22 protein-coding genes are annotated in these 22,508 nt (G+C 42.8%); 7 read left to right on the top strand and 15 right to left on the bottom strand.

From position 1 onward, the window contains the following. Window positions 1-39: 39 nt before the first annotated feature. Window positions 40-594, top strand: coding sequence for a peptide deformylase (def, locus tag NSU05_RS07735; RefSeq protein ID WP_029726528.1), 555 nt, complete (start codon window positions 40-42; stop codon window positions 592-594). 35 nt (window positions 595-629) lie between these two features. Here def and NSU05_RS07730 read toward each other — a convergent pair whose 3' ends face one another. Beyond that, complete coding sequence (locus tag NSU05_RS07730) at window positions 630-1,403, bottom strand: Cof-type HAD-IIB family hydrolase (protein ID WP_015715823.1); 774 nt, start codon at window positions 1,401-1,403, stop codon at window positions 630-632. Window positions 1,404-1,788: 385 nt separating this feature from the next. Here NSU05_RS07730 and rnpZA point away from each other — a divergent pair, with 385 nt between their 5' ends. Next, window positions 1,789-1,998, top strand: coding sequence for an RNA polymerase subunit omega 1 (gene rnpZA / locus NSU05_RS07725; protein ID WP_003222303.1), 210 nt, complete (start codon window positions 1,789-1,791; stop codon window positions 1,996-1,998). Between the two features lie 5 nt (window positions 1,999-2,003). Further along, window positions 2,004-3,671, top strand: a complete 1,668-nt coding sequence (gene rnjA, locus NSU05_RS07720; RefSeq protein WP_003245660.1) for a ribonuclease J1 — start codon at window positions 2,004-2,006, stop codon at window positions 3,669-3,671. Window positions 3,672-3,704: 33 nt separating this feature from the next. On the opposite strand, the gene ade is transcribed toward rnjA, so the two are convergent. The 5 genes from ade to abhA all read right to left on the bottom strand — a co-directional run bounded on the left by ade (window position 3,705) and on the right by abhA (window position 8,919). After that, window positions 3,705-5,438 carry an adenine deaminase gene (gene ade / locus NSU05_RS07715; protein WP_032721495.1) on the bottom strand — a complete coding sequence of 578 codons (1,734 nt, stop codon included), beginning with the start codon at window positions 5,436-5,438 and terminating at the stop codon, window positions 3,705-3,707. 155 nt (window positions 5,439-5,593) lie between these two features. Next, window positions 5,594-6,259: a Ktr system potassium transporter KtrC gene (gene ktrC, locus NSU05_RS07710; RefSeq protein ID WP_003222311.1), complete on the bottom strand. Its 666-nt coding sequence runs from the start codon at window positions 6,257-6,259 to the stop codon at window positions 5,594-5,596. Between the two features lie 62 nt (window positions 6,260-6,321). After that, on the bottom strand, window positions 6,322-7,149 hold the full coding sequence (locus NSU05_RS07705; RefSeq protein WP_003232330.1) for a gamma-glutamylcyclotransferase: 828 nt from the start codon (window positions 7,147-7,149) through the stop codon (window positions 6,322-6,324). A gap of 15 nt (window positions 7,150-7,164) precedes the next feature. Beyond that, a complete protein-coding gene (gene kinC, locus NSU05_RS07700) occupies window positions 7,165-8,451 on the bottom strand; it encodes a two-component sensor histidine kinase KinC (RefSeq protein ID WP_003232333.1) in 1,287 nt (428 codons plus the stop codon). 189 nt (window positions 8,452-8,640) lie between these two features. After that, window positions 8,641-8,919 (bottom strand): transcriptional regulator AbhA, encoded by a 279-nt coding sequence (abhA, locus tag NSU05_RS07695; protein ID WP_003244728.1) that lies wholly within the window; start codon window positions 8,917-8,919, stop codon window positions 8,641-8,643. A 283-nt stretch (window positions 8,920-9,202) separates the two neighbouring features. Between abhA and mreBH the strand changes: the two genes are divergently transcribed. The 3 genes from mreBH (at window position 9,203) to NSU05_RS07680 (ending at window position 11,786) form a co-directional block, all read left to right on the top strand. Continuing rightward, a complete protein-coding gene (gene mreBH / locus NSU05_RS07690) occupies window positions 9,203-10,210 on the top strand; it encodes a cell shape-determining protein MreBH (RefSeq protein WP_029727190.1) in 1,008 nt (335 codons plus the stop codon). A gap of 100 nt (window positions 10,211-10,310) precedes the next feature. After that, window positions 10,311-10,445 (top strand): protein YkpC, encoded by a 135-nt coding sequence (locus NSU05_RS07685; protein WP_003238865.1) that lies wholly within the window; start codon window positions 10,311-10,313, stop codon window positions 10,443-10,445. Between the two features lie 108 nt (window positions 10,446-10,553). Beyond that, on the top strand, window positions 10,554-11,786 hold the full coding sequence (locus tag NSU05_RS07680; protein ID WP_003232341.1) for an aminopeptidase: 1,233 nt from the start codon (window positions 10,554-10,556) through the stop codon (window positions 11,784-11,786). Window positions 11,787-11,819: 33 nt separating this feature from the next. On the opposite strand, the gene NSU05_RS07675 is transcribed toward NSU05_RS07680, so the two are convergent. Together NSU05_RS07675 and NSU05_RS07670 are read right to left on the bottom strand one after the other, a co-directional pair. Further along, entirely contained in the window at window positions 11,820-12,731 is a 912-nt protein-coding gene (locus NSU05_RS07675) for a ketopantoate reductase family protein (RefSeq protein ID WP_038427635.1), read from the bottom strand. 56 nt (window positions 12,732-12,787) lie between these two features. Further along, complete coding sequence (locus NSU05_RS07670) at window positions 12,788-14,410, bottom strand: ATP-binding cassette domain-containing protein (protein WP_029725931.1); 1,623 nt, start codon at window positions 14,408-14,410, stop codon at window positions 12,788-12,790. Window positions 14,411-14,590: 180 nt separating this feature from the next. Between NSU05_RS07670 and NSU05_RS07665 the strand changes: the two genes are divergently transcribed. Further along, window positions 14,591-14,860 (top strand): hypothetical protein, encoded by a 270-nt coding sequence (locus NSU05_RS07665; RefSeq protein ID WP_003232345.1) that lies wholly within the window; start codon window positions 14,591-14,593, stop codon window positions 14,858-14,860. 33 nt (window positions 14,861-14,893) lie between these two features. Here NSU05_RS07665 and lepB read toward each other — a convergent pair whose 3' ends face one another. From lepB to NSU05_RS07630, 7 genes are all read right to left on the bottom strand, one after another. Continuing rightward, window positions 14,894-15,475 carry a signal peptidase I gene (lepB, locus tag NSU05_RS07660; protein WP_003232348.1) on the bottom strand — a complete coding sequence of 194 codons (582 nt, stop codon included), beginning with the start codon at window positions 15,473-15,475 and terminating at the stop codon, window positions 14,894-14,896. Window positions 15,476-15,619: 144 nt separating this feature from the next. Next, window positions 15,620-17,530, bottom strand: a complete 1,911-nt coding sequence (locus NSU05_RS07655; RefSeq protein WP_038427634.1) for a PTS fructose transporter subunit IIABC — start codon at window positions 17,528-17,530, stop codon at window positions 15,620-15,622. A gap of 14 nt (window positions 17,531-17,544) precedes the next feature. Continuing rightward, window positions 17,545-18,456, bottom strand: coding sequence for a 1-phosphofructokinase (gene pfkB / locus NSU05_RS07650; RefSeq protein WP_003244923.1), 912 nt, complete (start codon window positions 18,454-18,456; stop codon window positions 17,545-17,547). After that, window positions 18,453-19,208 carry a DeoR/GlpR family DNA-binding transcription regulator gene (locus NSU05_RS07645; protein ID WP_014476685.1) on the bottom strand — a complete coding sequence of 252 codons (756 nt, stop codon included), beginning with the start codon at window positions 19,206-19,208 and terminating at the stop codon, window positions 18,453-18,455. Before NSU05_RS07645 ends, pfkB begins: the two co-directional genes overlap by 4 nt. Window positions 19,209-19,487: 279 nt before the next feature. After that, complete coding sequence (gene skiZ / locus NSU05_RS07640; protein WP_015252177.1) at window positions 19,488-20,681, bottom strand: sporulation-delaying-protein transporter subunit SkiZ; 1,194 nt, start codon at window positions 20,679-20,681, stop codon at window positions 19,488-19,490. Then, complete coding sequence (gene yknY, locus NSU05_RS07635; RefSeq protein ID WP_029725930.1) at window positions 20,678-21,370, bottom strand: ABC transporter ATP-binding protein YknY; 693 nt, start codon at window positions 21,368-21,370, stop codon at window positions 20,678-20,680. Before yknY ends, skiZ begins: the two co-directional genes overlap by 4 nt. Beyond that, a complete protein-coding gene (locus tag NSU05_RS07630) occupies window positions 21,371-22,504 on the bottom strand; it encodes an efflux RND transporter periplasmic adaptor subunit (RefSeq protein WP_015715815.1) in 1,134 nt (377 codons plus the stop codon). It abuts the gene before it with no gap. Window positions 22,505-22,508: the final 4 nt, after the last annotated feature.

The following is a 22,508-nucleotide window of genomic DNA, read 5'->3' as shown; positions in this document are numbered from 1 at the left end:
CGATATAATTTACATATTAAGCTTTAGGAGTGAAGTTTCTTGATTACTATGGAAAACATCGTACGTGACGGCCATCCAGCCCTCAGAGAGACTGCCGAACCTGTTGAGCTGCCTCCAACTGATGCAGAAAAACAGCAGCTGGCCGACATGATCGAATTTGTTAAAAACAGCCAAAATCCTGAATTAGCCGAAAAATACAAGCTGCGCCCTGGCGTAGGACTCGCAGCTCCTCAAATTAATATCAAAAAACGAATGATCGCCGTTCATGCGGAAGATGCTTCCGGTAAATTATACAGCTATGCTCTGTTTAATCCTAAGATCGTCAGCCATTCAGTTGAAAAAAGCTACTTAACAAGCGGCGAGGGCTGCCTCTCTGTGGATGAAGCGATTCCCGGTTATGTTCCCCGCTATTCTCGTATCAGAGTAAAAGGAACAACACTAGAAGGCGAAAATATTGATATTCGTTTAAAAGGATTTCCGGCTATTGTGTTTCAGCATGAGATCGATCATTTGAACGGCGTTATGTTCTATGATCATATTGATAAGGAAAATCCTTTCAAAGAACCTGAAAATGCACTCGCAATTGAGCGCTAATAGAAAAAGCGGCTGGCACAATGCCAGCCGTTTCTTTATTTTAAAAGGCCCAATTCTTTGACAGCGTATGCAATTCCATCCTCGTCCACCGGTTTTGTTACAAAGTCCGCGATTTCTTTCAGTTCGGGAACAGCATTTCCCATAGCAACGCCTGTCCCAACATATTCAATCATTTGCAGATCATTTAATCCGTCGCCGAAAGCATATGTATCGCCGATATCAAACGGAAGACGCTCAATCACTTTTTTGATTCCTTCTGCCTTCGAACCTCCGTGCGGCAGAACATCAGTCGATAGCTCATGCCAGCGAACTAGATCAAACTCAGGAAAAGCGGCATAAGCTTTTTCTTCTTCATCCTGACAAAATAAAAGAAGCTGAAAAATTTCTTTTCCTTCATAAAAAAGGTCATCGGTCTCTGGGTAATCGGTTTTAAGGCTGCCGATTCCCTCGAGAACATGAGGGTGATCCGCAACAGTCGCTTTCATCGTGTCCTCAGCCATAAACACAACAGGATGCTTGCCTTCATCCGCCTGCTTTAATAATCGCCTGATTGCATCTTTAGGCAGCGGATTTTTATAAATCACTTGATTTTCAAAGACAACAAACTGTCCATTGTAGGAAATAAATGAGTGGATGCCCAGCTCCTCCAAAATCGGCTTAACCAAAAATGGAGACCGGCCGCTGGCAATAAACACATGATGCCCTTGGCGCTGCAGCTCCGCCACGGTTTTTCTCGTACTTTCCGGTATATTCTTATCATGATCATATATTGTGCCGTCAATATCAAAAAAGATTAATTTAGAATCCATCGCAACTTCCCCTTTATCGTCTTGGTCTGCAATTCCCACCCTCATCATACAAAAAGATTGTCATTCAGCAAACAATTTCGTTCAAAAATCATATTAAATTCCATTAATAACCACGAAAAGTCTTCCTCAATCTCCGTATACTATTTGTATAAAAGAACTCTGGGACAAATTTTTCATTAAAGGAGGGACTGGCTAATGCTGCGTAAATTAAGAAAGAAACTCAGAAGACAATGGAACGGAATGCTCCGTAAGAAAGCAATTGCCTGACAAGGGATCTTTCACTTTTTGAGAGATCCTTATTTTGCTCAAGGCTTTCCTTATATTCCGTTTTCGAATATAATAGAATGAGCGAGTCTAACATACGGCATTTAAGGAGAGATTTGGAATGATTTATAAGGTATTTTATCAAGAGAAGGCTGACGAAGTACCTGTTCGGGAAAAGACAGATTCACTTTATATTGAAGGCGTATCTGAGCGTGACGTCAGAACAAAGCTGAAAGAAAAGAAATTTAATATTGAGTTTATTACACCTGTTGATGGTGCATTCTTAGAATATGAACAACAGAGCGAAAATTTTAAAGTATTGGAGTTATGAGCGGTATGAAATTTGTAAAAAATGATCAGACTGCTGTTTTCGCCCTCGGAGGTTTGGGCGAAATCGGTAAAAATACGTACGCGGTGCAATTCCAGGATGAAATTGTACTGATTGATGCGGGGATCAAGTTTCCCGAGGACGAACTGCTCGGAATTGACTACGTCATCCCTGATTATACGTATTTAGTCAAAAACGAAGATAAAATTAAAGGGCTTTTTATCACCCACGGGCACGAAGACCACATCGGCGGTATTCCATACCTGCTCAGACAAGTGAATATTCCTGTATACGGCGGAAAACTCGCGATCGGCTTACTTCGGAATAAACTTGAAGAGCATGGATTATTGAGACAGACGAAACTGAACATTATCGGCGAGGATGATATTGTAAAGTTCCGCAAAACGGCTGTGTCATTCTTCAGAACAACACACAGTATTCCGGATTCCTACGGCATTGTTGTAAAAACGCCGCCCGGAAACATTGTACATACTGGGGATTTCAAATTCGACTTTACTCCAGTCGGCGAGCCGGCAAACTTAACGAAAATGGCCGAAATCGGTAAAGAAGGCGTTTTGTGCCTTCTTTCAGACAGCACAAACAGTGAAAATCCGGAGTTTACCATGTCTGAGCGTCGTGTAGGAGAAAGCATTCATGACATTTTCCGCAAGGTGGACGGCCGAATTATCTTTGCTACATTTGCGTCGAATATTCACCGCTTGCAGCAGGTAATTGAAGCTGCTGTACAAAATGGAAGAAAAGTTGCCGTATTTGGACGCAGTATGGAATCGGCTATCGAAATTGGACAGACACTCGGTTATATTAACTGTCCTAAAAATACGTTTATTGAGCATAACGAAATCAATCGTATGCCTGCTAATAAAGTAACAATTTTATGTACAGGAAGCCAAGGGGAACCAATGGCGGCGTTATCAAGAATTGCAAACGGCACACACCGCCAAATTTCAATCAATCCTGGGGATACGGTCGTATTTTCTTCATCCCCTATCCCAGGCAACACAATCAGCGTGAGTCGAACAATCAACCAGCTGTATCGTGCGGGTGCTGAGGTTATTCACGGCCCTCTTAACGATATCCATACATCCGGTCACGGCGGACAGGAAGAACAGAAGCTGATGCTTCGTTTAATCAAGCCTAAATTCTTCATGCCGATTCACGGTGAGTACAGAATGCAAAAGATGCATGTCAAGCTTGCAACAGATTGTGGCATCCCAGAGGAAAACTGCTTTATCATGGATAATGGTGAAGTATTAGCGCTTAAAGGCGATGAGGCTTCAGTTGCAGGAAAAATCCCGTCCGGTTCAGTGTACATTGACGGAAGCGGTATCGGTGATATTGGCAATATCGTACTTCGTGATCGCAGAATTCTCTCTGAAGAAGGACTTGTCATCGTTGTTGTCAGCATTGACATGGACGACTTCAAGATTTCAGCGGGTCCAGATTTGATTTCCAGAGGATTTGTGTACATGAGAGAATCTGGCGACTTGATCAACGACGCTCAAGAGCTCATTTCAAATCACTTACAAAAAGTAATGGAACGAAAAACGACTCAATGGTCTGAAATCAAAAACGAGATTACAGACACTCTTGCGCCTTTCTTGTACGAAAAAACAAAGCGCCGTCCAATGATCCTGCCGATCATTATGGAGGTTTAAAAAAAGAGGCACTCCCTAAGGGAGTGCCTCTTTTTATTGCAGTGATATGTGTTGAAATGATTTTACATCGAATAATCCCGTAGTCGTCATTTTAATATCAGGAATGACAGGCAAAGCTAAAAACGACAATGTCAAAAATGGATTAAATCCGCCTGTGAAACCGATTAACGGCAATTTATCATGAAGCGTCAGCAAGCTTTGATTCACTTGCTCTGCAGATTGGTCGGATAATAACCCTGCAATCGGCAACGGTACTGAATGGAGCTCTTCCCCATTTTTTATAATCGTTAATCCTCCGCCAATTTCCTGCAGCTTATTAACTGCCGCCGCGATATCCTCATCATTCGTTCCGACAGCAATAATATTATGGGAGTCGTGTGAAATGGTTGTGGCAATCGCTCCGCTCTTGAATCCAAAACCTTTCACAACACCAAGTCCGGTTTCTTTTAATCCTTTATGCCGCTCGACAACTGCAATCTTTAACAAATCAAACTCAGTGTCAGGCTCAAATTCGCGGGCAACAGGAGCCGGAACTTGTACTAATCGTGTTTCAAGCTGATTTGGTATGATTTGAATGACATTGATTTGCTGCTCTGAATCGATTGGCATATGAAAATCCTGTTTGTTAAGAGGAGCAGCAAGCTTAACAGAATCAAGCAGTGCCTGATCTGGTGCTGCAGTTGAAGCATGATCCTGATAGACCGCTTTGCTGTCTTCAGCAACAGTCTGCCCTTTTACCATCGTCATTGTGACAGTGACATTTTCCAGATCAGATACAAAGAGCAAATCAGCGTCAAAACCCGGGGCAATCGCTCCCTTTGTATCTAATCCGTAGCATTCGGCCGCATTGAGGCTTCCTAATTGATAGGCTAAAAACGGATCAAGTCCGGCTTGAATCGCCATTTTCACCTGATGGTTTACACTTCCCTCTGACAATAAATCATCCACATGCTTATCATCCGTACAGAAAAAGAACCGGCGTGCGTTCTTTTCATTTACCGCCGGCAGCACATTGAGCGTGTTTTTGGCGACTGATCCTTCACGCATCATGACATACATGCCTCTTCTGATACGATCAAGGGCTTCTTCCTTCGATGTTACTTCATGGTCGTTTAAGACAAAGGCGGTTCTGTAAATGTTAATGAGGTCTGTTGATAAACCAGCTAAATGACCGTCTATCCGTTTTCCTGCCACACGGGCATCGAGCAGTTTCTGAACCATGTCTTCTTCAGCCTGCTGAACCGACACATAATCCATAACTTCAGCCAGCCCTAATACTTCTTCTTCTTCATAAAAAGGCTTGAGATCGGCAGCTTTGAGAATTGCGCCTGATCGCTCAAAACTTGCGGCAGGCACACTGGAAGGAAGCATAAAATGGATATTCAGCGGTGTATGCTGAGCTTGTTCAAGCATAAACACAATCCCTTTTTCACCAGACACATTCGCGATCTCATGCGGATCTGTAACAACCGTCGTCACGCCATGAGGCAACACTGCTTTAGCGAACTCAATCGGTGTAACCATTGACGACTCAATATGTACATGTCCATCAATAAAACCCGGAACAATCATTTGTCCCTCTGCATCAATGGTATTTTCACCTTCATACTCACCGAGGCCTACAATAACTCCATCTGTAATCGCAATATCTTCATATATCCATTCTTGATTATATACGTCCATGATTTTTCCGTTCCTAATGACGATATCAGCTTTTTGTCTTTTGGCTGAAGCATTCAGCCTATTGACTAGCGCTTCTTTATTCAAATAGGCCCCTCCTCTTTTTTATTATATGGTACAATATGCTATCGGAACGCCTGTGCTTAGTCAATGAAATTTTAAGAAATTGGCGCTCAGTTCATTAAAGTTGTTATATTCTGATAATACGAAAAACCGCCCTTTGAGGACGGCTTATTTGACTGCTATTTAGTATGAAGAACTCTTTTTTCAAAACGGGAGATGTCTGTAACTGATCCAATAACAATGAGTATATCTTCTTGGTGGATGACTTCGGTTGCAAGCGGTGATACGATGACTTCCTTGCCCCTTTTTATGGCTACGATATTAATACCGTATTTTGCGCGAATATCTAAATCGAGAAGTGTATTTCCAGCCAGGCGGCTGTTAGCTACGATTTCAACAAGACTATGCTCTTCAGACAGCTCCAAATAGTCAAGTACATTGTTGGACACGATATTATGCGCAATTCGTTTTGCCATATCGCGTTCTGGGTGGACGATGTGATCCGCGCCAATTTTAGACAGCACTTTTTCGTGATAATCGTTCTGCGCTTTAACTGTAATCGTATGGACGCCAAGTTCTTTCAGAATGAGTGTCGTTAAAATACTCGCTTGAATATTTTCCCCGATTGCTACAATAACGTGGTCAAAATTTCGCAGGCCTAAATTTTTCAGGACAGATTCGTCTGTCGAATCACCGATAACTGCGTGAGATGCAATCTTGGCATACTCGTTGACTTTATCTTCATCGATATCCATTGCCATAACCTCGACGCCTTCTTCGCTTAATGCTTTGCAAATACTGCCACCAAAACGGCCCAGCCCAATTACCGCAAATTCTTTTTTCATCGTGGTGCTCCTTTATATGACATGATATTGATCAAATTTTATCATATTCTTTTGTTACAGTGTTATCCTTTTGGCAGCGAATTCATATGCCGCTTGAGCTTTTCAGTAAACTCAGGCGACAAATACAGCTCCGCTCCGCGTTCGATTTCAATCTGATAGTGCTGAGGCGGGGCAATTTCCGCTTCTTTTTGGAGGACGAGAAAGGTTAAGCAGTCTTTGTAGTGCCTTCCGCCAGCTTCAACGTCTACAAATGCCGGCCGATACGTAAGAGATTCGACACCCTCCCTTTTATATAGATAGGAGAGAGCAGAATAAGGAATACGGTATAAAACGCCTTCTGTTGTTCCTCCGTCTTCCAACATGTCCGCTCTTGAACCGTCATCCCTTTTTAGCGTGAAGCGAGTTGTGTATCCTTTTAAAACACCTCTTCCTACTGGATCTTGAAAATAGTGATCGACTCCCGCTTTTTGAAAGCGGGCATTATCCATGCATGATCCGTAGGCAAAATAATAAATGGGATTTTTCGATTTGCTGATCATCTGATGTTCTTTCCAGTCGCCGCTGCTTATTTTCGTAAAACCGGCACACCCGTCTTTGTTCATAAAATAAATAAGCGCATTTTTAATCCCGACATCCGTTTCTACAAACACCGTTTGTTTATGATATCCTTGAAAAAATTGATCGAGCTTATGTATACACAATTCATCTGCTTCATATACTTCGCCGTATATATAGCCTTCACTATTTAAAACAGCTGTGGGCTCCTCTTTTGCAGCAAACAAACTTCCCTTTGTTCTCGCCTGCTCATTGATACATGCCGATTGTGCCAGCAAATGATGGTTTTTTTCATGCTTTCTTAATGTCCCGTATACAAACAGAAGCGAGTTCACTTTATTTTTCTCCTCTCAGCTGTCTGATTTTAAAGGCAAAACCACTTGAAAGACGCTGCCTTTTCCAGCTTCACTTTCGATTTTCAATTCCCCGTCATGTTCCTTCAGGATTCTCAAACAAATGGGAAGTCCCAGTCCAGTGCCCTTTTCTTTTGTTGAATAAAAAGGTTTGCCAATCTGCTTCAGCTTTTCCTGCGGCATGCCGTTTCCTTCATCCTTTACGCTTATCACTGCATGAGAGGCGGTTTTAGCAGTTGAAATGGTGACGACACCGCCCTTTGGCATTGCCTCAATTCCGTTTTTAATGATGTTGATAAAGACCTGCTTCAGCTGATTTTCGTCTCCATTAATCATACAGCCATCTGTCTCTTTGAAATTTTTCTCTATGACGATATTGGACAGAATGGCATTGGTATCAAGCAATGTCGTGACTTGTTTCAAGATCTCATTAAGCTGGTGTGTTTTAAATGTGATTGCCTGCGGTTTTGCAAGCAGCAGCAGCTCGCTGAGCACTAAATCGATTCTTTTAATCTCTGAAAAGATGATGTCAAAATAGTCTTTTCTGTCCGGATATTGTGTTTTCATAATCTGGAGGAAACCGCTGACAGATGTTAAAGGGTTTCTGACCTCATGAGCAATACCTGCGGCAAGTTCACTTGTGATTGATAGTTTCTGGGATTCCCTCGCCAGCCGTTCATTAATCTCAATGAGCTCATCTTCAGCCTCTTTCCGCTCAGTGATATCTGACATTGTACCCAGGCTGCCTGTAAATTGGTCATCCCGGTCATAGTAAAGTTTATAATGAACTTCTCCCCAAAAAATCGTGCCGTTCTTTGTCACGTATTTTGCCGTAAACATGCCAGAAGACGCTTTGTTTTGGATTTGGGTGTTAATGTGGTCGGCTACGTGCTTTTCTTTTATGAAGTAATCGTTATACATTGTTCCCATACATTCACTGATTGAAAACCCGGTTATAGATGCCCACGCTTGGTTTAAATATGTAATTTCGCCTTTTGCATTTGTTTGAAATACGATTTCCTGCAAATTATCCATGATGCGGTTTTTTTCTTCAGAAAGCTGTTTATACTTCCATTCGTTATCCTTCATTTTCTTAACCAGCTGCTGTTTCTCATCAATATAATAAGCCAACATCCAGACACTTACCAGCGTGACTGCAGTATACACAATATCAACAGGCCAATTAATCGGGTTTTTGCCTATAAAATAAAATAAATAATCCCAAAACATTATAAAAATCATTGCCAAAATGATGGAAATGATACGAGCTTGATATTTTCTCATATGACCACCTGCCGCTTGTGTTTCTCTACTTATTGTACCATTCTTCGACAAATAATTGAGTAAAATATGTAAAGTATCCCAAATCATTCATTACCAAATATCTTGATGTCTTATCTTAGGCGGCGGTAATCAAAAATTGGCACGCAAAAAAGGCGGAGATGATATCACTCCGCCTTTTTTAGCATAATTTTATTCTTTTAAAGCGGCTTGAATTTCTTCGAGAAGCAGCTGTGCACCCTCAGGGCTTAGCGTAATTTTACCGTTGCCGTATTCTTTATTTTCTGAAGTGATTTCTCCAGTCATTAAACAAACGCCATGAGGTTTGTACTTTTTCAAGATAATTTTATCTCCGTCAACAAAAAACTCAATGCTGTCTTTTATGGCAATATCCAATGCCCGTCTCAACTCAATCGGCATGACAATGCGGCCTAATTCATCTACTTTTCTCACAACACCTATTGATTTCATAAAAACCCTTCTTCCTTTAAATGTTTCTTTTCTCATGTAATGTTTTAAGGATGTACCTCAATATATCGTAGACGAATGAAACTTTGAAAAAGTTTCCCGCTTTCTATAAGAATTACAAGATATTTTTTCCATAAAACCGAAAAATGTATTACTTCTGTTACACAGTTCCTTGATTTTTTACAAAAACATTTCTTTACCGACGCACACCCCCAAAAATCGCAGTATTTCTGAGAAACTTTAAATGTAGAATCATATTAAATTAGGATAGAGATTGGGTGAAAACATGTTTCAATCAACTGAAATCGGGATTGACTTAGGAACAGCTAATATACTTGTTTACAGCAAAAATAAAGGGATTATCCTAAATGAACCATCTGTTGTCGCAGTGGATACGACGACAAAAGCAGTGCTTGCAATCGGAGCTGACGCGAAAAACATGATCGGTAAAACACCGGGAAAAATTGTCGCTGTCAGACCGATGAAAGATGGCGTGATCGCAGACTATGATATGACAACTGACCTGCTAAAGCACATTATGAAAAAAGCAGCAAAAAGCATCGGCATGTCGTTCAGAAAACCGAACGTAGTCGTTTGCACACCATCAGGCTCAACAGCAGTAGAACGCCGCGCCATCAGTGATGCGGTGAAAAATTGCGGCGCGAAAAACGTTCATTTAATCGAAGAGCCAGTTGCAGCCGCCATCGGAGCGGATTTACCGGTTGATGAGCCGGTTGCCAATGTGGTAGTAGATATCGGCGGAGGGACGACAGAGGTCGCTATTATTTCCTTCGGTGGCGTTGTTTCCTGCCATTCTATCAGGATCGGCGGAGACCAGCTTGATGAGGATATCGTTTCTTTCGTCCGTAAAAAATACAATTTGCTGATCGGCGAACGCACAGCTGAGCAGGTAAAAATGGAAATTGGCCATGCTCTGATTGAACATATACCAGAGGCAATGGAAATTCGGGGACGCGACCTCGTGACAGGTCTTCCAAAAACCATTATGCTTCAATCCAACGAAATTCAAGATGCAATGCGTGAATCCCTCCTGCATATTCTTGAAGCCATCAGAGCGACACTTGAGGACTGTCCGCCTGAATTGAGCGGAGATATTGTTGATCGCGGCGTTATTTTAACAGGCGGCGGTGCGCTCCTTAATGGAATTAAAGAATGGCTCGCAGAAGAGATTGTCGTGCCTGTACACGTGGCGCAAAACCCGCTTGAATCTGTAGCAATCGGCACAGGCCGTTCTTTAGAAGTGATTGATAAGCTGCAAAAGGCAATTAAATAGTCTTTACCCGCAAAATTCTCACACGCGGCAAATTTCTTGCTTCTTTTTTCCTCACTTCCTTCATATTGTGGGAAATGGAGAAACGTTAAGGAGGAAACAGATGCTAAGAGATTTAGGAAGAAGAGTAGCGATCGCAGCCATTTTAAGCGGAATTATTCTTGGAGGCATGAGCATTTCTTTGGCAAATATGCCCCATTCGCCTGCAGGCGGCACTGTAAAACTGAATCATCCATAATATTGAAAAACCCAAGACGTGTCGTTTTGGGTTTTTCACTTTGGGCTCCTTCTTTCCTTTATAGGATCATATTTGATATGATGAGAAAAAAGCTTGGAGGAATGATTCATGGATTCATTTTCACAGAAATTAAATACATATGCACAGCTGGCGGTAGAAGTCGGCGTTAATGTCCAAAAAGGCCAGTATGTAGTCGTAAATGCTTCAACAGACGTTCGGGATTTTGTCCGTTTAATTGTAAAACACGCATATGAAAAGGGCGCAAAAAACGTCACCGTGAATTGGCAGGATGACGAAGTAGCCAAATTAAAATACGAACTTGCGCCGTTTGAAGCATTTGAAGAATATCCTGAATGGGAAGCAAAAGGCAGAGAAGAGCTTGCCAAAAATGGAGCTGCTTTCATTTCTGTTGTGTCGTCAAACCCAGACTTGCTAAAAGGTATAGATTCCAAACGGATTGCGGCATTCCAAAAAGCAGCAGGCAAAGCATTACATACATACAGACAATATATTCAATCAGACAAAGTCAGCTGGACTGTCGTAGGTGCGGCATCAGCAGGCTGGGCTCACAAGGTGTTTCCTGGCAAATCAGAGGAGGAAGCGATCCACCTTCTGTGGGAAGAAATTTTTAAAGCGACGCGCGTAAATGAAGACAACCCGGTTCAGGCGTGGATCAATCATGACCAGAATCTTCATGAAAAAGTTGACCATTTGAACGAGAGACATTACGCTGCCTTACATTATCAAGCTGAAGGAACTGATTTAACAATTAAGCTGCCTAGGAAGCATGTTTGGGCAGGTGCGGGAAGCGTGAATGAAAGCGGCCATGAGTTTATGGCCAATATGCCGACAGAAGAAGTGTTCACGCTGCCGCAAAAAGACGGGGTTGACGGAGTGGTATCAAGCACAAAACCATTAAGCTACGGCGGAAATATTATTGAAAATTTCACCCTGACGTTTGAAAATGGTCGTATAGTCGACATTAAAGCTGAAAAAGGTGAGGATATTTTAAAAGAACTGGTGGAAACAGATGAAGGTTCTCACTATTTAGGTGAAGTGGCACTTGTTCCTTACGATTCACCTATATCACAATCAAACATTCTTTTCTATAACACGCTGTTTGATGAAAACGCGTCAAATCATTTGGCGATCGGAAGCGCCTATGCCTTTAATATTGAAGGCGGAAAGCAGATGTCTCGTGAAGAGCTTGTCAAAGAAGGCCTAAATGAAAGCATTACACACGTGGACTTTATGATCGGTTCTAAGGATATGAATATTGACGGAATTACGGCAGACGGGAAAAGAGAGCCTATCTTCAGAAACGGAAATTGGGCTTTTTAAGTAAATAAAAGGAGGCTTTTTCGCCTCCTTTTTTTATTTTTCTGCTTCATACATTTGCAGATTCGCATAAACGGTTTCTAATACTGGTGCAGCGAGAGATAAACGTTTTGCTTTTTCAAGCAAAAATCCATGCAGGTGGTCTCCTTCAGTCGTTTGGCCGTTTTCCATATCCCGAAGCATGGAGGACTTCATATGGTAAGACATGCTGGTCATCGTACGAAAGCTCTCTTCCTCAAGATCCGGATCAGCCGGAACACCTTCTTTTCGTAAAACAGCGCAAATTTCCCCAATAAGAGTTTGGGCCGTGTGACGTCCGGCTTCTGTGGCGAGGATTGGGCCAAGCGGTCGTTGAAATAACGTTGTGATCCCCGCTTGCGCTGCAATAAAGAGATACTTTTTCCAAATGTCCTTCTCGATATGCCCGCTAATGATGACTTCAGCCTTCACACCTGAAAATGCCTCTTCAAGCGCTCTTATCCGCTCCGTACGCTCGCCGTTCCATTCTCCAAATACAAAACGATGCGATGCGCTCGTATGATGAATTTCTCCTTTGTTGTCTAAAGCACTTTCTATAAAACACAGGCCGCCCAGCACCTGTTCTTTTGAAAATGCCGCAAATAGCTGCTCATAGTGGCGGTACCCATTTAAAAAAGGGATAATGACAGATTCCTGATGGATAAATGGTTTGACATCCTCTATCACTTGACCAAGCGAGTATGCTTTAGAAGCAATGATAACGACATCAAATTGCCCTGTTTCTCCGGCACTGATTAGTTCGGGCTGAAATGATACATTCCCTTTTTCACTATGGATGACAAGCCCGGTTTTTTTAAGCTGCTCAGCTCGTTTTTGGCGCACGAGAAATGTCACATCATTTCCTTTCTCCGAAAGCCGTCCGCCAATATACCCACCTACTCCACCTGCTCCGACAACCAAAAATTTCATGTTGTGATCTCCTTTCATATTTAGGTATCAAAAAAAGCAGAGAAATCTCTGCTTTTTTATTCCGCGTATAGTTCAGTCAATTTTTTCTGCACATCAGCATTTTCAAGGAACTCGTCATAGCTCATTTGCTTATCGACGATGCCGTTAGGTGTAATTTCTATAATTCTGTTGGCAATGGTCTGCACAAACTGATGGTCATGGGAAGTAAACAGCATAGCGCCTTTAAAGCTGATTAAGCCGTTATTGAGCGCTGTAATGGACTCCAGGTCTAAATGGTTAGTCGGCTCATCCAAAATTAAAATATTGGCGCCAGAAAGCATCGCTTTCGACAGCATACAGCGGACCTTTTCTCCCCCGGAAAGTACATTTGCTTTTTTGTGGACTTCTTCTCCAGAGAACAGCATGCGTCCTAAGAAACCGCGTAAAAAGCTCTCACTTTGGTCGTGCGGAGAATATTGGCGAAGCCAGTCTACAAGGTTCAGATCACTGCCTTCGAAATATTCGCTGTTGTCTTTTGGAAAATACGCTTGAGATGTGGTAACACCCCATTTAAACGTTCCGCTGTCAGCTTCCATTTCCCCGGAAATGATTTTAAACAGCGTAGTAACAGCAAGTTCGTTTCGGCCAGTGAAAGCAATTTTATCTTCTCGACTCATAATAAAGCTGACATTGTCAAGCACTTTTACGCCATCGATTGTTTTTGTTAAGCCTTCCACGCGAAGAACATCATTTCCGATTTCCCGTTCCGGCGTGAAGTTAACATAAGGATAGCGGCGGGAAGACGGTTTAATATCATCCAGCGTGATTTTTTCGAGAAGTTTCTTTCTTGATGTAGCCTGCTTAGATTTAGACGCATTGGCGCTGAATCTAGCGACAAACTCTTGAAGCTGTTTAATCTGCTCTTCTTTTTTCTTGTTCGCTTCTTGAGAAAGCTTTAACGCCAGCTGGCTTGACTCGTACCAGAAATCATAGTTTCCTACATAGATTTGAATTTTGTTAAAATCAAGGTCGGCAATGTGCGTACATACTTTATTTAAGAAGTGACGGTCATGGGATACGACAATAACTGTGTTTTCAAAGTTAATCAGAAACTCTTCAAGCCACTGGATTGCCTGAAGGTCCAAGTGGTTCGTCGGCTCATCGAGCAGCAGAACATCCGGCTTGCCGAATAATGCCTGTGCCAAGAGAACTTTTACCTTCTCCGAACCGCCGAGGTCTGCCATCTTTTTTGTGTGCAGATCTTCTGAGATACCAAGGCCTTTTAACAGGATCGCAGCTTCACTTTCCGCTTCCCAACCGTTCAGTTCCGCGAATTCACCTTCTAGCTCAGCAGCACGAATCCCATCCTCATCTGAGAAATCAGGCTTCATGTAAATAGCGTCTTTCTCCTGCATGACTTCATACAGGCGTTTGTGGCCCATAATGACCACTTTCAGCACTTCATACTCTTCGTACTCAAAATGGTTCTGCTTCAAGACGGCAAGACGCTCACCAGGACTCATATGCACGTCGCCTGTCTGAGGCTCGATTTCGCCTGACAGCACCTTTAGAAACGTTGATTTACCGGCACCGTTTGCACCAATTAACCCATAGCAGTTGCCTGGGGTAAATTTAATATTAACATCTTCAAATAACTTGCGATCCGCAAACCGCAAGCTTACATTATTTACAGCAATCATTTATTATCCTCCATCATGTCTATCATCAATAAAAGTATACCATGAAAGCAGGGCAAGAGAAATGATTCCCTGATAAAACAGAGAGAAAACACTTATACACCCAAACCAGCCAGCTGTGTTACAATTAAAGAGAGAGAATGCATCCGCTCGGAAAATTACACACTCTCATGGAGGAACACGTTGAGGCTTTTAACACTTACTGAATATTGCTTACTGATCTTTTTTACGGGCTTTTACCTTGCCGTAACAGGCTTTACCGCCAAAGATATCGGCTTATATATAGGCATAGCCCTTATTTACATATTTTCGCACATTTTTTCTAAACGGCTTTTAGAAAAGCGCGGAAAAGAGAACAAACAGGTTCACCTTTTCTTCAGTGTGCTAGCTATTATCGGTTCAGTGTTCATCACGGTTTTATGCATTGCATTGGTCGCTTCTTTTTCAAAATAAAAACGCCTGCTGTCCTAGGCCAGCAAGGCGTTTTTATTTTGTTTGACGCATTTCGTTAAACGGGAAAAAGACAAACTTCGATGTGCCGACAATTCGATCTTCCGCGATCAGTCCCAGCCCGTTTCGGCTGTCCATAGAATTCAGCCGGTTATCTCCCATGACAAAGTATTTGCCTTTCGGAACCTTAACCGGTCCAAAGTCTCCTGTCAGACTGACACCAAGTTTTTCTGCTTCCTTCTTGTTTTTAGACAAGTAAGGCTCGGCTACTTTTTTACCGTTTATATAAAGCGTGTCATCCTTCATTTGAACGGTTTCTCCAGGCTTTCCGATCAATCTTTTTACATAATGGATTTTAGAAGTTTCACCGTTGATAATAACGATATCTCCGCGCTTCAGCTCGCCGATATAGTTGACTGTTTTATTCACAAACAGCCTTTCTCCGTCATGTAATGTGGGATACATAGATGAACCTTCAACTAAATACGGTTCAAACAAAAAGTGACGGATCAGGAGAGCCAGCAGAACAGCGATGACAATCGCTTTACCCCATTCCAGGTACGTATTGGTTTTTTTCTTCGCCGTTTTCTCAGTATTCGTATTTTTTTCCTCGGTCAAAGTGTTTCCTCCTAGACAATTGCTATGTCAGTTGTTTCTCTTCTTTTACTTTATCATAAAAAAGAATAAAATACATAACTTAACCGCGCTCCCTGCCGGCCGGATAAGAAAAAGCGTCCTTTCGAACCAAGGACGCTTTTTTTCTTATTTTTCTGTAACAGGTTTTTTGACGATACCGAGGATAATTGCCATCACGACAGCACCGATCACGATACTTAAAAGGTAAAGCATCGGATGGTTTGTAATGAAAGCTACGAATACTCCTCCATGAGGCGCCGGAAGCGTTACTCGGAAGAATTCAGTTAATCCGCCGGCAACAGCTGCACCGACTACAGCAGCTGGTATGACGCGAAGCGGATCAGCCGCAGCAAATGGGATCGCTCCCTCTGTTACGAAAGCAGCTCCCATGAAATAGCATGTAATACCAGCTTCACGGTCACGCTGAGTGAATTTGTTTCTGAAAATGGTTGTTGCAAGTGCGATACCAAGCGGAGGAACCATACCGCCGGCCATGATTGCTGCATGAGGCGCATAGTTGCCTGCATCGATCATGGCGATACCGAACGTAAAGGCTGCTTTATTAAGCGGGCCACCCATATCGATCGCCATCATGCCGCCCAAGATAATACCCATTAACACAAGGTTTCCAGTACCAAGGCTTTCAAGCCAGTTTGTTAAGAAATTCATAAAAGCTGCTACAGGTGTATTGACGACAAATTGCATTAATACACCAGTGATAAAAATACCGAACAGCGGGTAAATCAAAACAGGTTTTAATCCATCAAGTGACTGAGGGATAAACGTAAATACTTTTTTCAGTAAAATCACGACATAACCGGCAAGGAATCCGGCAATTAAGCCGCCTAAGAATCCAGCATTCGCTTGAGTTGCCATAAATCCGCCGACCATACCAGGCGCAAAACCAGGACGATCTGCAATACTCATCGCAATGAAACCGGCCAGAACTGCAACAATCAGTTTTAATGCATTGTCGCCGCCGATAAAGTTTAATGCTGCTGCAAACGTGTTGTAGCTAGGATCATTCGGATCAGCAGAGTGAATTCCCCAGAAGAATGAAATCGCAACGAGAATACCGCCGCCGACTACGAACGGAAGCATGTTGCTGACACCGCTCATCAGGTGCTTATAAAACGCGTTTCCGATACCGCTTCCAGACTTGCCTTTCGCTTCTTCATCGTCGTTTGAAGCTGCTGAACTGCCGCCACTGCCTTGATAAATCGGCGCATCTTGATTCATCGCTTTTTCGATAAGCTCTTGCGGACGTCTGATACCCGCCGTTACAGGAACTTGAAGTACGCGCTTGCCTTTAAAACGTTCCATTTCAACCTGCTTGTCCGCTGCGACAATGATTGCAGGTGCATCTTCGATTTCTTGGGCAGTGAGCTTGTGCTTAATGCCGCTTGACCCATTTGTTTCGACCTTAATTTCCACACCAAGCTCTTTCGCTTTTTCTTTAAGGGCATCAGCAGCCATGAATGTATGGGCAATACCTGTCGGGCATGCAGTAACCGCTAAAATTTTCCCTTTTCCGGCAGGTGCTGGTGCCGCTTCTTCTTCTTCCTCTTCCTCTTCGTCATCATCTTTATCGTGCTGATTAATAATGTCGATGATGGCATCTTCAGACTCAGCTTCAAGGAGCTGCTTACGGATTTCTTCACGCATTAACAGCGTTGAAAGTCTTGACAATGCTTCAAGGTGAGTGTTGTTTGCGCCTTCAGTCGCCGCGATCATGAACACTAAGTGAGCCGGCTGGCCGTCTAATGATTCATAATCGACGCCGTCTTTTGAACGTCCGAACGCGATCGCCGGGTTGATAACGCTTGCCGTTTTCGCATGGGGGATAGCGATTCCTTCACCGATACCCGTGGAGCTTTGGCTTTCGCGATTTAAAATGGCTTCTTTATAGGCTTGTCGGTCATTTAACTTTCCAGCCTTATCAAGAACAGTGACCATTTCGTCAATAACATTTTCTTTTTCTTTGCTCTCAATATTAAGCTTTATCGTATGCTTCGTTAAAAGCTCAGTTATTTTCACTTGTGTTTCCTCCTCTATAGACGTGTGACCTTAACTTCAGGAAGAAGCTGCTGGACAAATTCTTCTGTTCCAAGTTCTTCAGAGAACGCGGTAGCACTGCCTGAAGTAACTCCTAAGCGGAATGCTTCTTCAAGCGGCAGCTGTTTGGAAATTCCGGCAAGGAAACCTGCAACAACGGAATCCCCTGCTCCGACTGAGTTTACCAATTTCCCCTTTGGCACGTTAGCAAAATAAACAGCTTCGTTCGTAAACAGAAGCGCTCCGTCTCCGGCCATTGATACGATTACATGTTCAGCGCCTTGTTCTACAAGCTTTTTCCCATAAGGAACGGCTTCCTCAACAGATGTAATGGCCGTGCCGAACATTTCTCCAAGCTCATGATGATTTGGCTTCATCAAAAATGGTTTCATTTCTGTTGCTTTCAAAAGAGCCTCGCCTGAGATATCCAGAACAACTCGTGCGTTCTGCTGTTTGCAGGCCTCTGCGATTTTTTCATAAGTATCATGAGGGAGTGAAGATGGAATGCTTCCTGCAAGAACAACGATATCTCCCTCTTGCAAAGATTGGAACTGTTCTAAAAAGGCTTTGAAATCTTCATCCGAAATTGTCGGTCCCTGCCCGTTAATTTCAGTTTCATCACCCGTTTTCAGCTTTACATTGATACGGGTATCCCCTTTTACTTCAGAAAAAGCTGTTTCCAGGTTTTCTTCCCGTAAAAATGTTTTGATATATTCTCCGGTAAATCCGCCGACGAATCCGAGCGCTTTAGACGCCACATGGTGTCTTTTCAGCAGTCTCGATACGTTGATGCCTTTGCCCCCTGGATACTTGGTATCATACGAAGAACGGTTCAGGCCTCCTACAGTAAAATCTTCAACGTGAACTATATAATCGACAGATGGATTAAGTGTTACAGTGTAAATCATGGTTTCACTACCTTTACGACAGTTTTTTCTTGGTAATTATCGAATGTAAGCTCTTCAGCGTCAGTCGTAATGATTGTTGCGTCGCCTATTCCGGCGAATGCCGAAAATGAAATTTCTCCGAACTTCGAAGGGTCTGCTAAGACGTAAGCGTGTTTTGCCTGTTTGATCGCTTTCTGTTTTAAAAGGGCCTCATCAGGGTCCGGCGTTGTAAATCCAGCCTCTGTATGGACACCGTTTGTCCCCAGAAAACTCTTGTCAAATCTGTACTGGTCCATGGCAATCAATGAAGCGCCTCCAATAATCGCGCCCGTTCTGTGCTTTACGTATCCTCCAAGCAGATAAAAAGAAATTTCTTTCCTTATTAATGCATCGATATGCATTACCCCGTTTGTGACAACGACAATATCTTTGGTTTTATCCATAAAATCAATCATGTGCAATGTCGTCGTGCCTGCATCAAGGTAAATGCAATCCCCTTCTTCTAAAAGAGAAGCTGCTTTTTCAGCAATCTTCAGTTTATCGTGAAGGTTTTTGGATGATTTTTCAAGCATATCGGGTTCAAGTCTGATATCGGAAAGCTTGGCCGCTCCACCATGAACGCGCTTTAAAAAACCGCGTTCTTCAAGTGTCGATAAATCTCTTCTGATTGTTGATTCAGAAGCATTAGTCAGATTTATAAGCTCTTGAATCTTTACCACATCATGCTTTTCTATTTGATCAATAATCAATTGATGCCGTTCAGGAGTTAGCATGCTTCACCTCCTAATGAAAACGTATTCATTTTGAATACAATTTCATTGTAAACGCTATTTTCGGTTTAGGCAACTAAAATCATTCAAATTCATTCAATAACTATCAAAATCTTTCACGTTTCTCCATATTAACGTATGTCTATAGGGTTTGTAAACTGTAAATTCGACAAAAATAAGGACAATTGTACGACATTTTCTTCTTATTTTAATGAAAAAAGTCTTTTATATTCATAGTAGAAATCACTAAACATAAAAAAACCTCATGCATGTTGCATGAGGCTACTCATAACGCAGCGCTTCAATGGGATCAAGCTTTGCGGCTTTATTTGCAGGAAGCATGCCGAAAATAACACCAATGAGCATACTGAACAGCACGCCCCCGCATACAACCTGCCAGGATATGAGTGACGGCCAGCCCGCAATGGCTGAAACAAGCGCGGCCCCTCCGTATCCAATACCAATCCCGACCAGACCGCCAATCAGCGTCAATACGACTGATTCAATTAAAAACTGAGTCAGAATCTGTCCCCTCGTCGCACCAAGTGATTTTCTGATTCCGATTTCCCGCGTCCGTTCTGTGACTGATACGAGCATAATATTCATGACACCGATTCCGCCGACCAAAAGGGAAATACCTGCAATTGAGCCGATAATCGTCGTCATAATTGCAGTTACTTTGCCAATTCCGGCCGCAATCTCTTCCATGTTCATCACTTGATACGAATCCTCTGTGCCATGATTGTCATTTACCAGCTGTGCCGCTTCTTTTCCAGCCGATTTTATGTCGTCTGCTGATTCGACCTGCAATGATACGTTACTGAAATCACTTGTGCCAAAAGAGGATTTCATCATATTAAATGGCACATACATTTCACTTAAACCGAAAGAAAGCAAGCCTGTTTCTTTTTTCAGCACGCCGATAATTTCAACGGGCTGTCCGTTTATCCAGACAACTTCACCTAAAGGAGAGGTTTTATCGAACAGTTCTTCAGCCATCTTTTGAGAGATGATTCCGGCTCTATTCCCCGCAAGAAAGTCATTGTCGGTAAATGTTCTGCCGCTTTCGATTTCTAAAGAATTGACATTCATGTATCCATCATTTATTCCGTTAACCGTAGCATCGGTTTCTTCTTCGTGATAACGCGCTTTCATACTTTCAGAAGTCGAAGCAACGACTTGTTTAATGCCTTCTATTCCTTTTAAACCTTTAATATCGTTTTCTGTAAACGTAGATTCAGCTGCGGCGTTCGGGTTGCTTGCAAGCTCCTCGTCGCTAGGCATATAGTACAGCTCCACAGTATTTCCCGGGCCGCTGATCGACTGCTTCAGCATTTGCTCGCCGCCCTGTCCTACCGCAACGACAACAATGACAGAGCCTACACCAATGATAATGCCGAGCATCGTTAAGATCGAACGCATTTTATGGGCAAGGACAGAGCTTAGAGCCATTCTGATGTTTTCCAACAGGCTCATTCTCCCACACTCCTTTGTCCGGAGCTGGCAGGAACAATGTTTCCGTCACGCACCATGATTATCCGATTCGTGCAATCTGCTACTTCAGACTCGTGAGTAACCAGAACGATTGTCGTTCCCTCGGCATTTAATGCTGTAAACTGATCCATAATCGCCTCGCTTGTTTTCGTATCCAGGGCGCCGGTCGGTTCATCAGCTAAAATCAATTTCGGCTCATTCACGATCGCCCTCGCAATCGCCACCCGCTGCTTCTGCCCGCCCGACAGCTCGTTGGGCATGTGGAGCATTCGATCGGCTAACCCGACCTTTTCCAATGCTCTCTCAGCCCGCTCTTGACGTTCCTTTTTGCCTATCCCGGAATAAATCATCGGCAGCTCGACATTTTTTTTTGCGTTCAGCCGCGGAAGAAGCTGAAATTGCTGAAATACAAAACCGATGGACCGGTTACGGACTGCCGCCAGTTCTTTATCTTTATATGAAGAAATGTCTTCGCCGTCCAATTGATATGTACCGGAAGTCGGCCGATCAAGACAGCCGATAATATTCATGATCGTCGATTTTCCTGATCCTGACGGCCCCATAATCGAGACATATTCACCTTGATGAATGTCCAAATCAATAGAATGGAGAACATCAAACGTTTCCTTTCCGATCTGGTAGCTTTTTCGCACATTAGAAAGCTGAATCATTTAGGATTTCACTTCCATTCCGTCAGTCACCTGATCAGATGGATTCAAAATGACTTGATCATCTTGGGAAAGCCCCTCTTTAATTTCTGTCAGGTCATCTGTCACTTCGCCGATTTTGACATCAACTCGCTTTGCTTTTCCGTCTTTTACTGTATACACATAATATTGGTCATCTTCTTTTTTGACTGCCTTTGAAGGAAGCGTATTTGCTTTCCGTTTATCTGTTTCAATATTCATGATAAATTTAAAGCCTGGCTTTCCTTCTGGAAGATTTCCTTTTATTTTCACTTGAAGCGGGTATTGGACCGCCTGTTCTGTTCCTTGTGCCGCAGCGCTCTCCTGCTGATCCGGAACAAGCCCGACTGCGGAAACCGTGCCTTTCCATGTTTTACCCTGTATTACATCTGAAGTGAGTGTGACCTTCTGGCCTTTTTTGACTTTCAATGTATCGTATTCAGACAATTTCCCTGAGACGACAAGGTCTTTTGGGTTGCCGATATGTATGACAGGCTCTTGAATATCTGACTTTTTGGATGCCGCTTCTTGGTTGACAGAAATAACGGTGCCTTCAATTTCGCTTTTCACTTCAAGATCTGATACCCGGTTGGCAAGTGACTGTCGCTGAAGCTCGGTTTGTTTTAATTCGATCTCCGCTGTTTTTTTCTGCATTTGAAGCTCTGTCCGTTCTGATTCGATTTGTTTTTCTGCTTCTTTCTTTCCTACCTGTTTTTCCAGTTCTCTTTCTTTGCTGTCTAAGGCTTTTAACTTTTCTTGAATTTGGTCAATTTGAAGCCGATTGGATTCAGACGTTAACTGGTTCTGTTCTTTTTCCAGGCTCAGCTGCTCATTTGTATAGGTGACTAAAGGCGTGCCCTTTTTAACTTTATCGCCTTCCTTAACTTTAATGTCTTCTAATGTCCCTTTATCCGCTTCATAAAAGACATACTGTTCATTTGAAAATTTTAGCGTGCCAGGAACCATAACCGTTGATGAGATTTCATTTTCTTCAACGCTCCCCGTCTGTATCTCCTTGCCGGCGCTGCCGCTTGTTGGAGCGGCAGACCGGTATATATTGATTCCAACAAAAAGAGCGACTATAACTGCGATTCCAATTCCGATCCAGACTTTTTTCATGAGC

It is taken from the genome of Bacillus sp. EU52 (genome assembly GCF_037964975.1).
GTDB classification, from domain to species: Bacteria; Bacillota; Bacilli; order Bacillales; family Bacillaceae; genus Bacillus; species Bacillus subtilis.
This window is presented reverse-complemented; position numbering and strand designations above follow the sequence as displayed.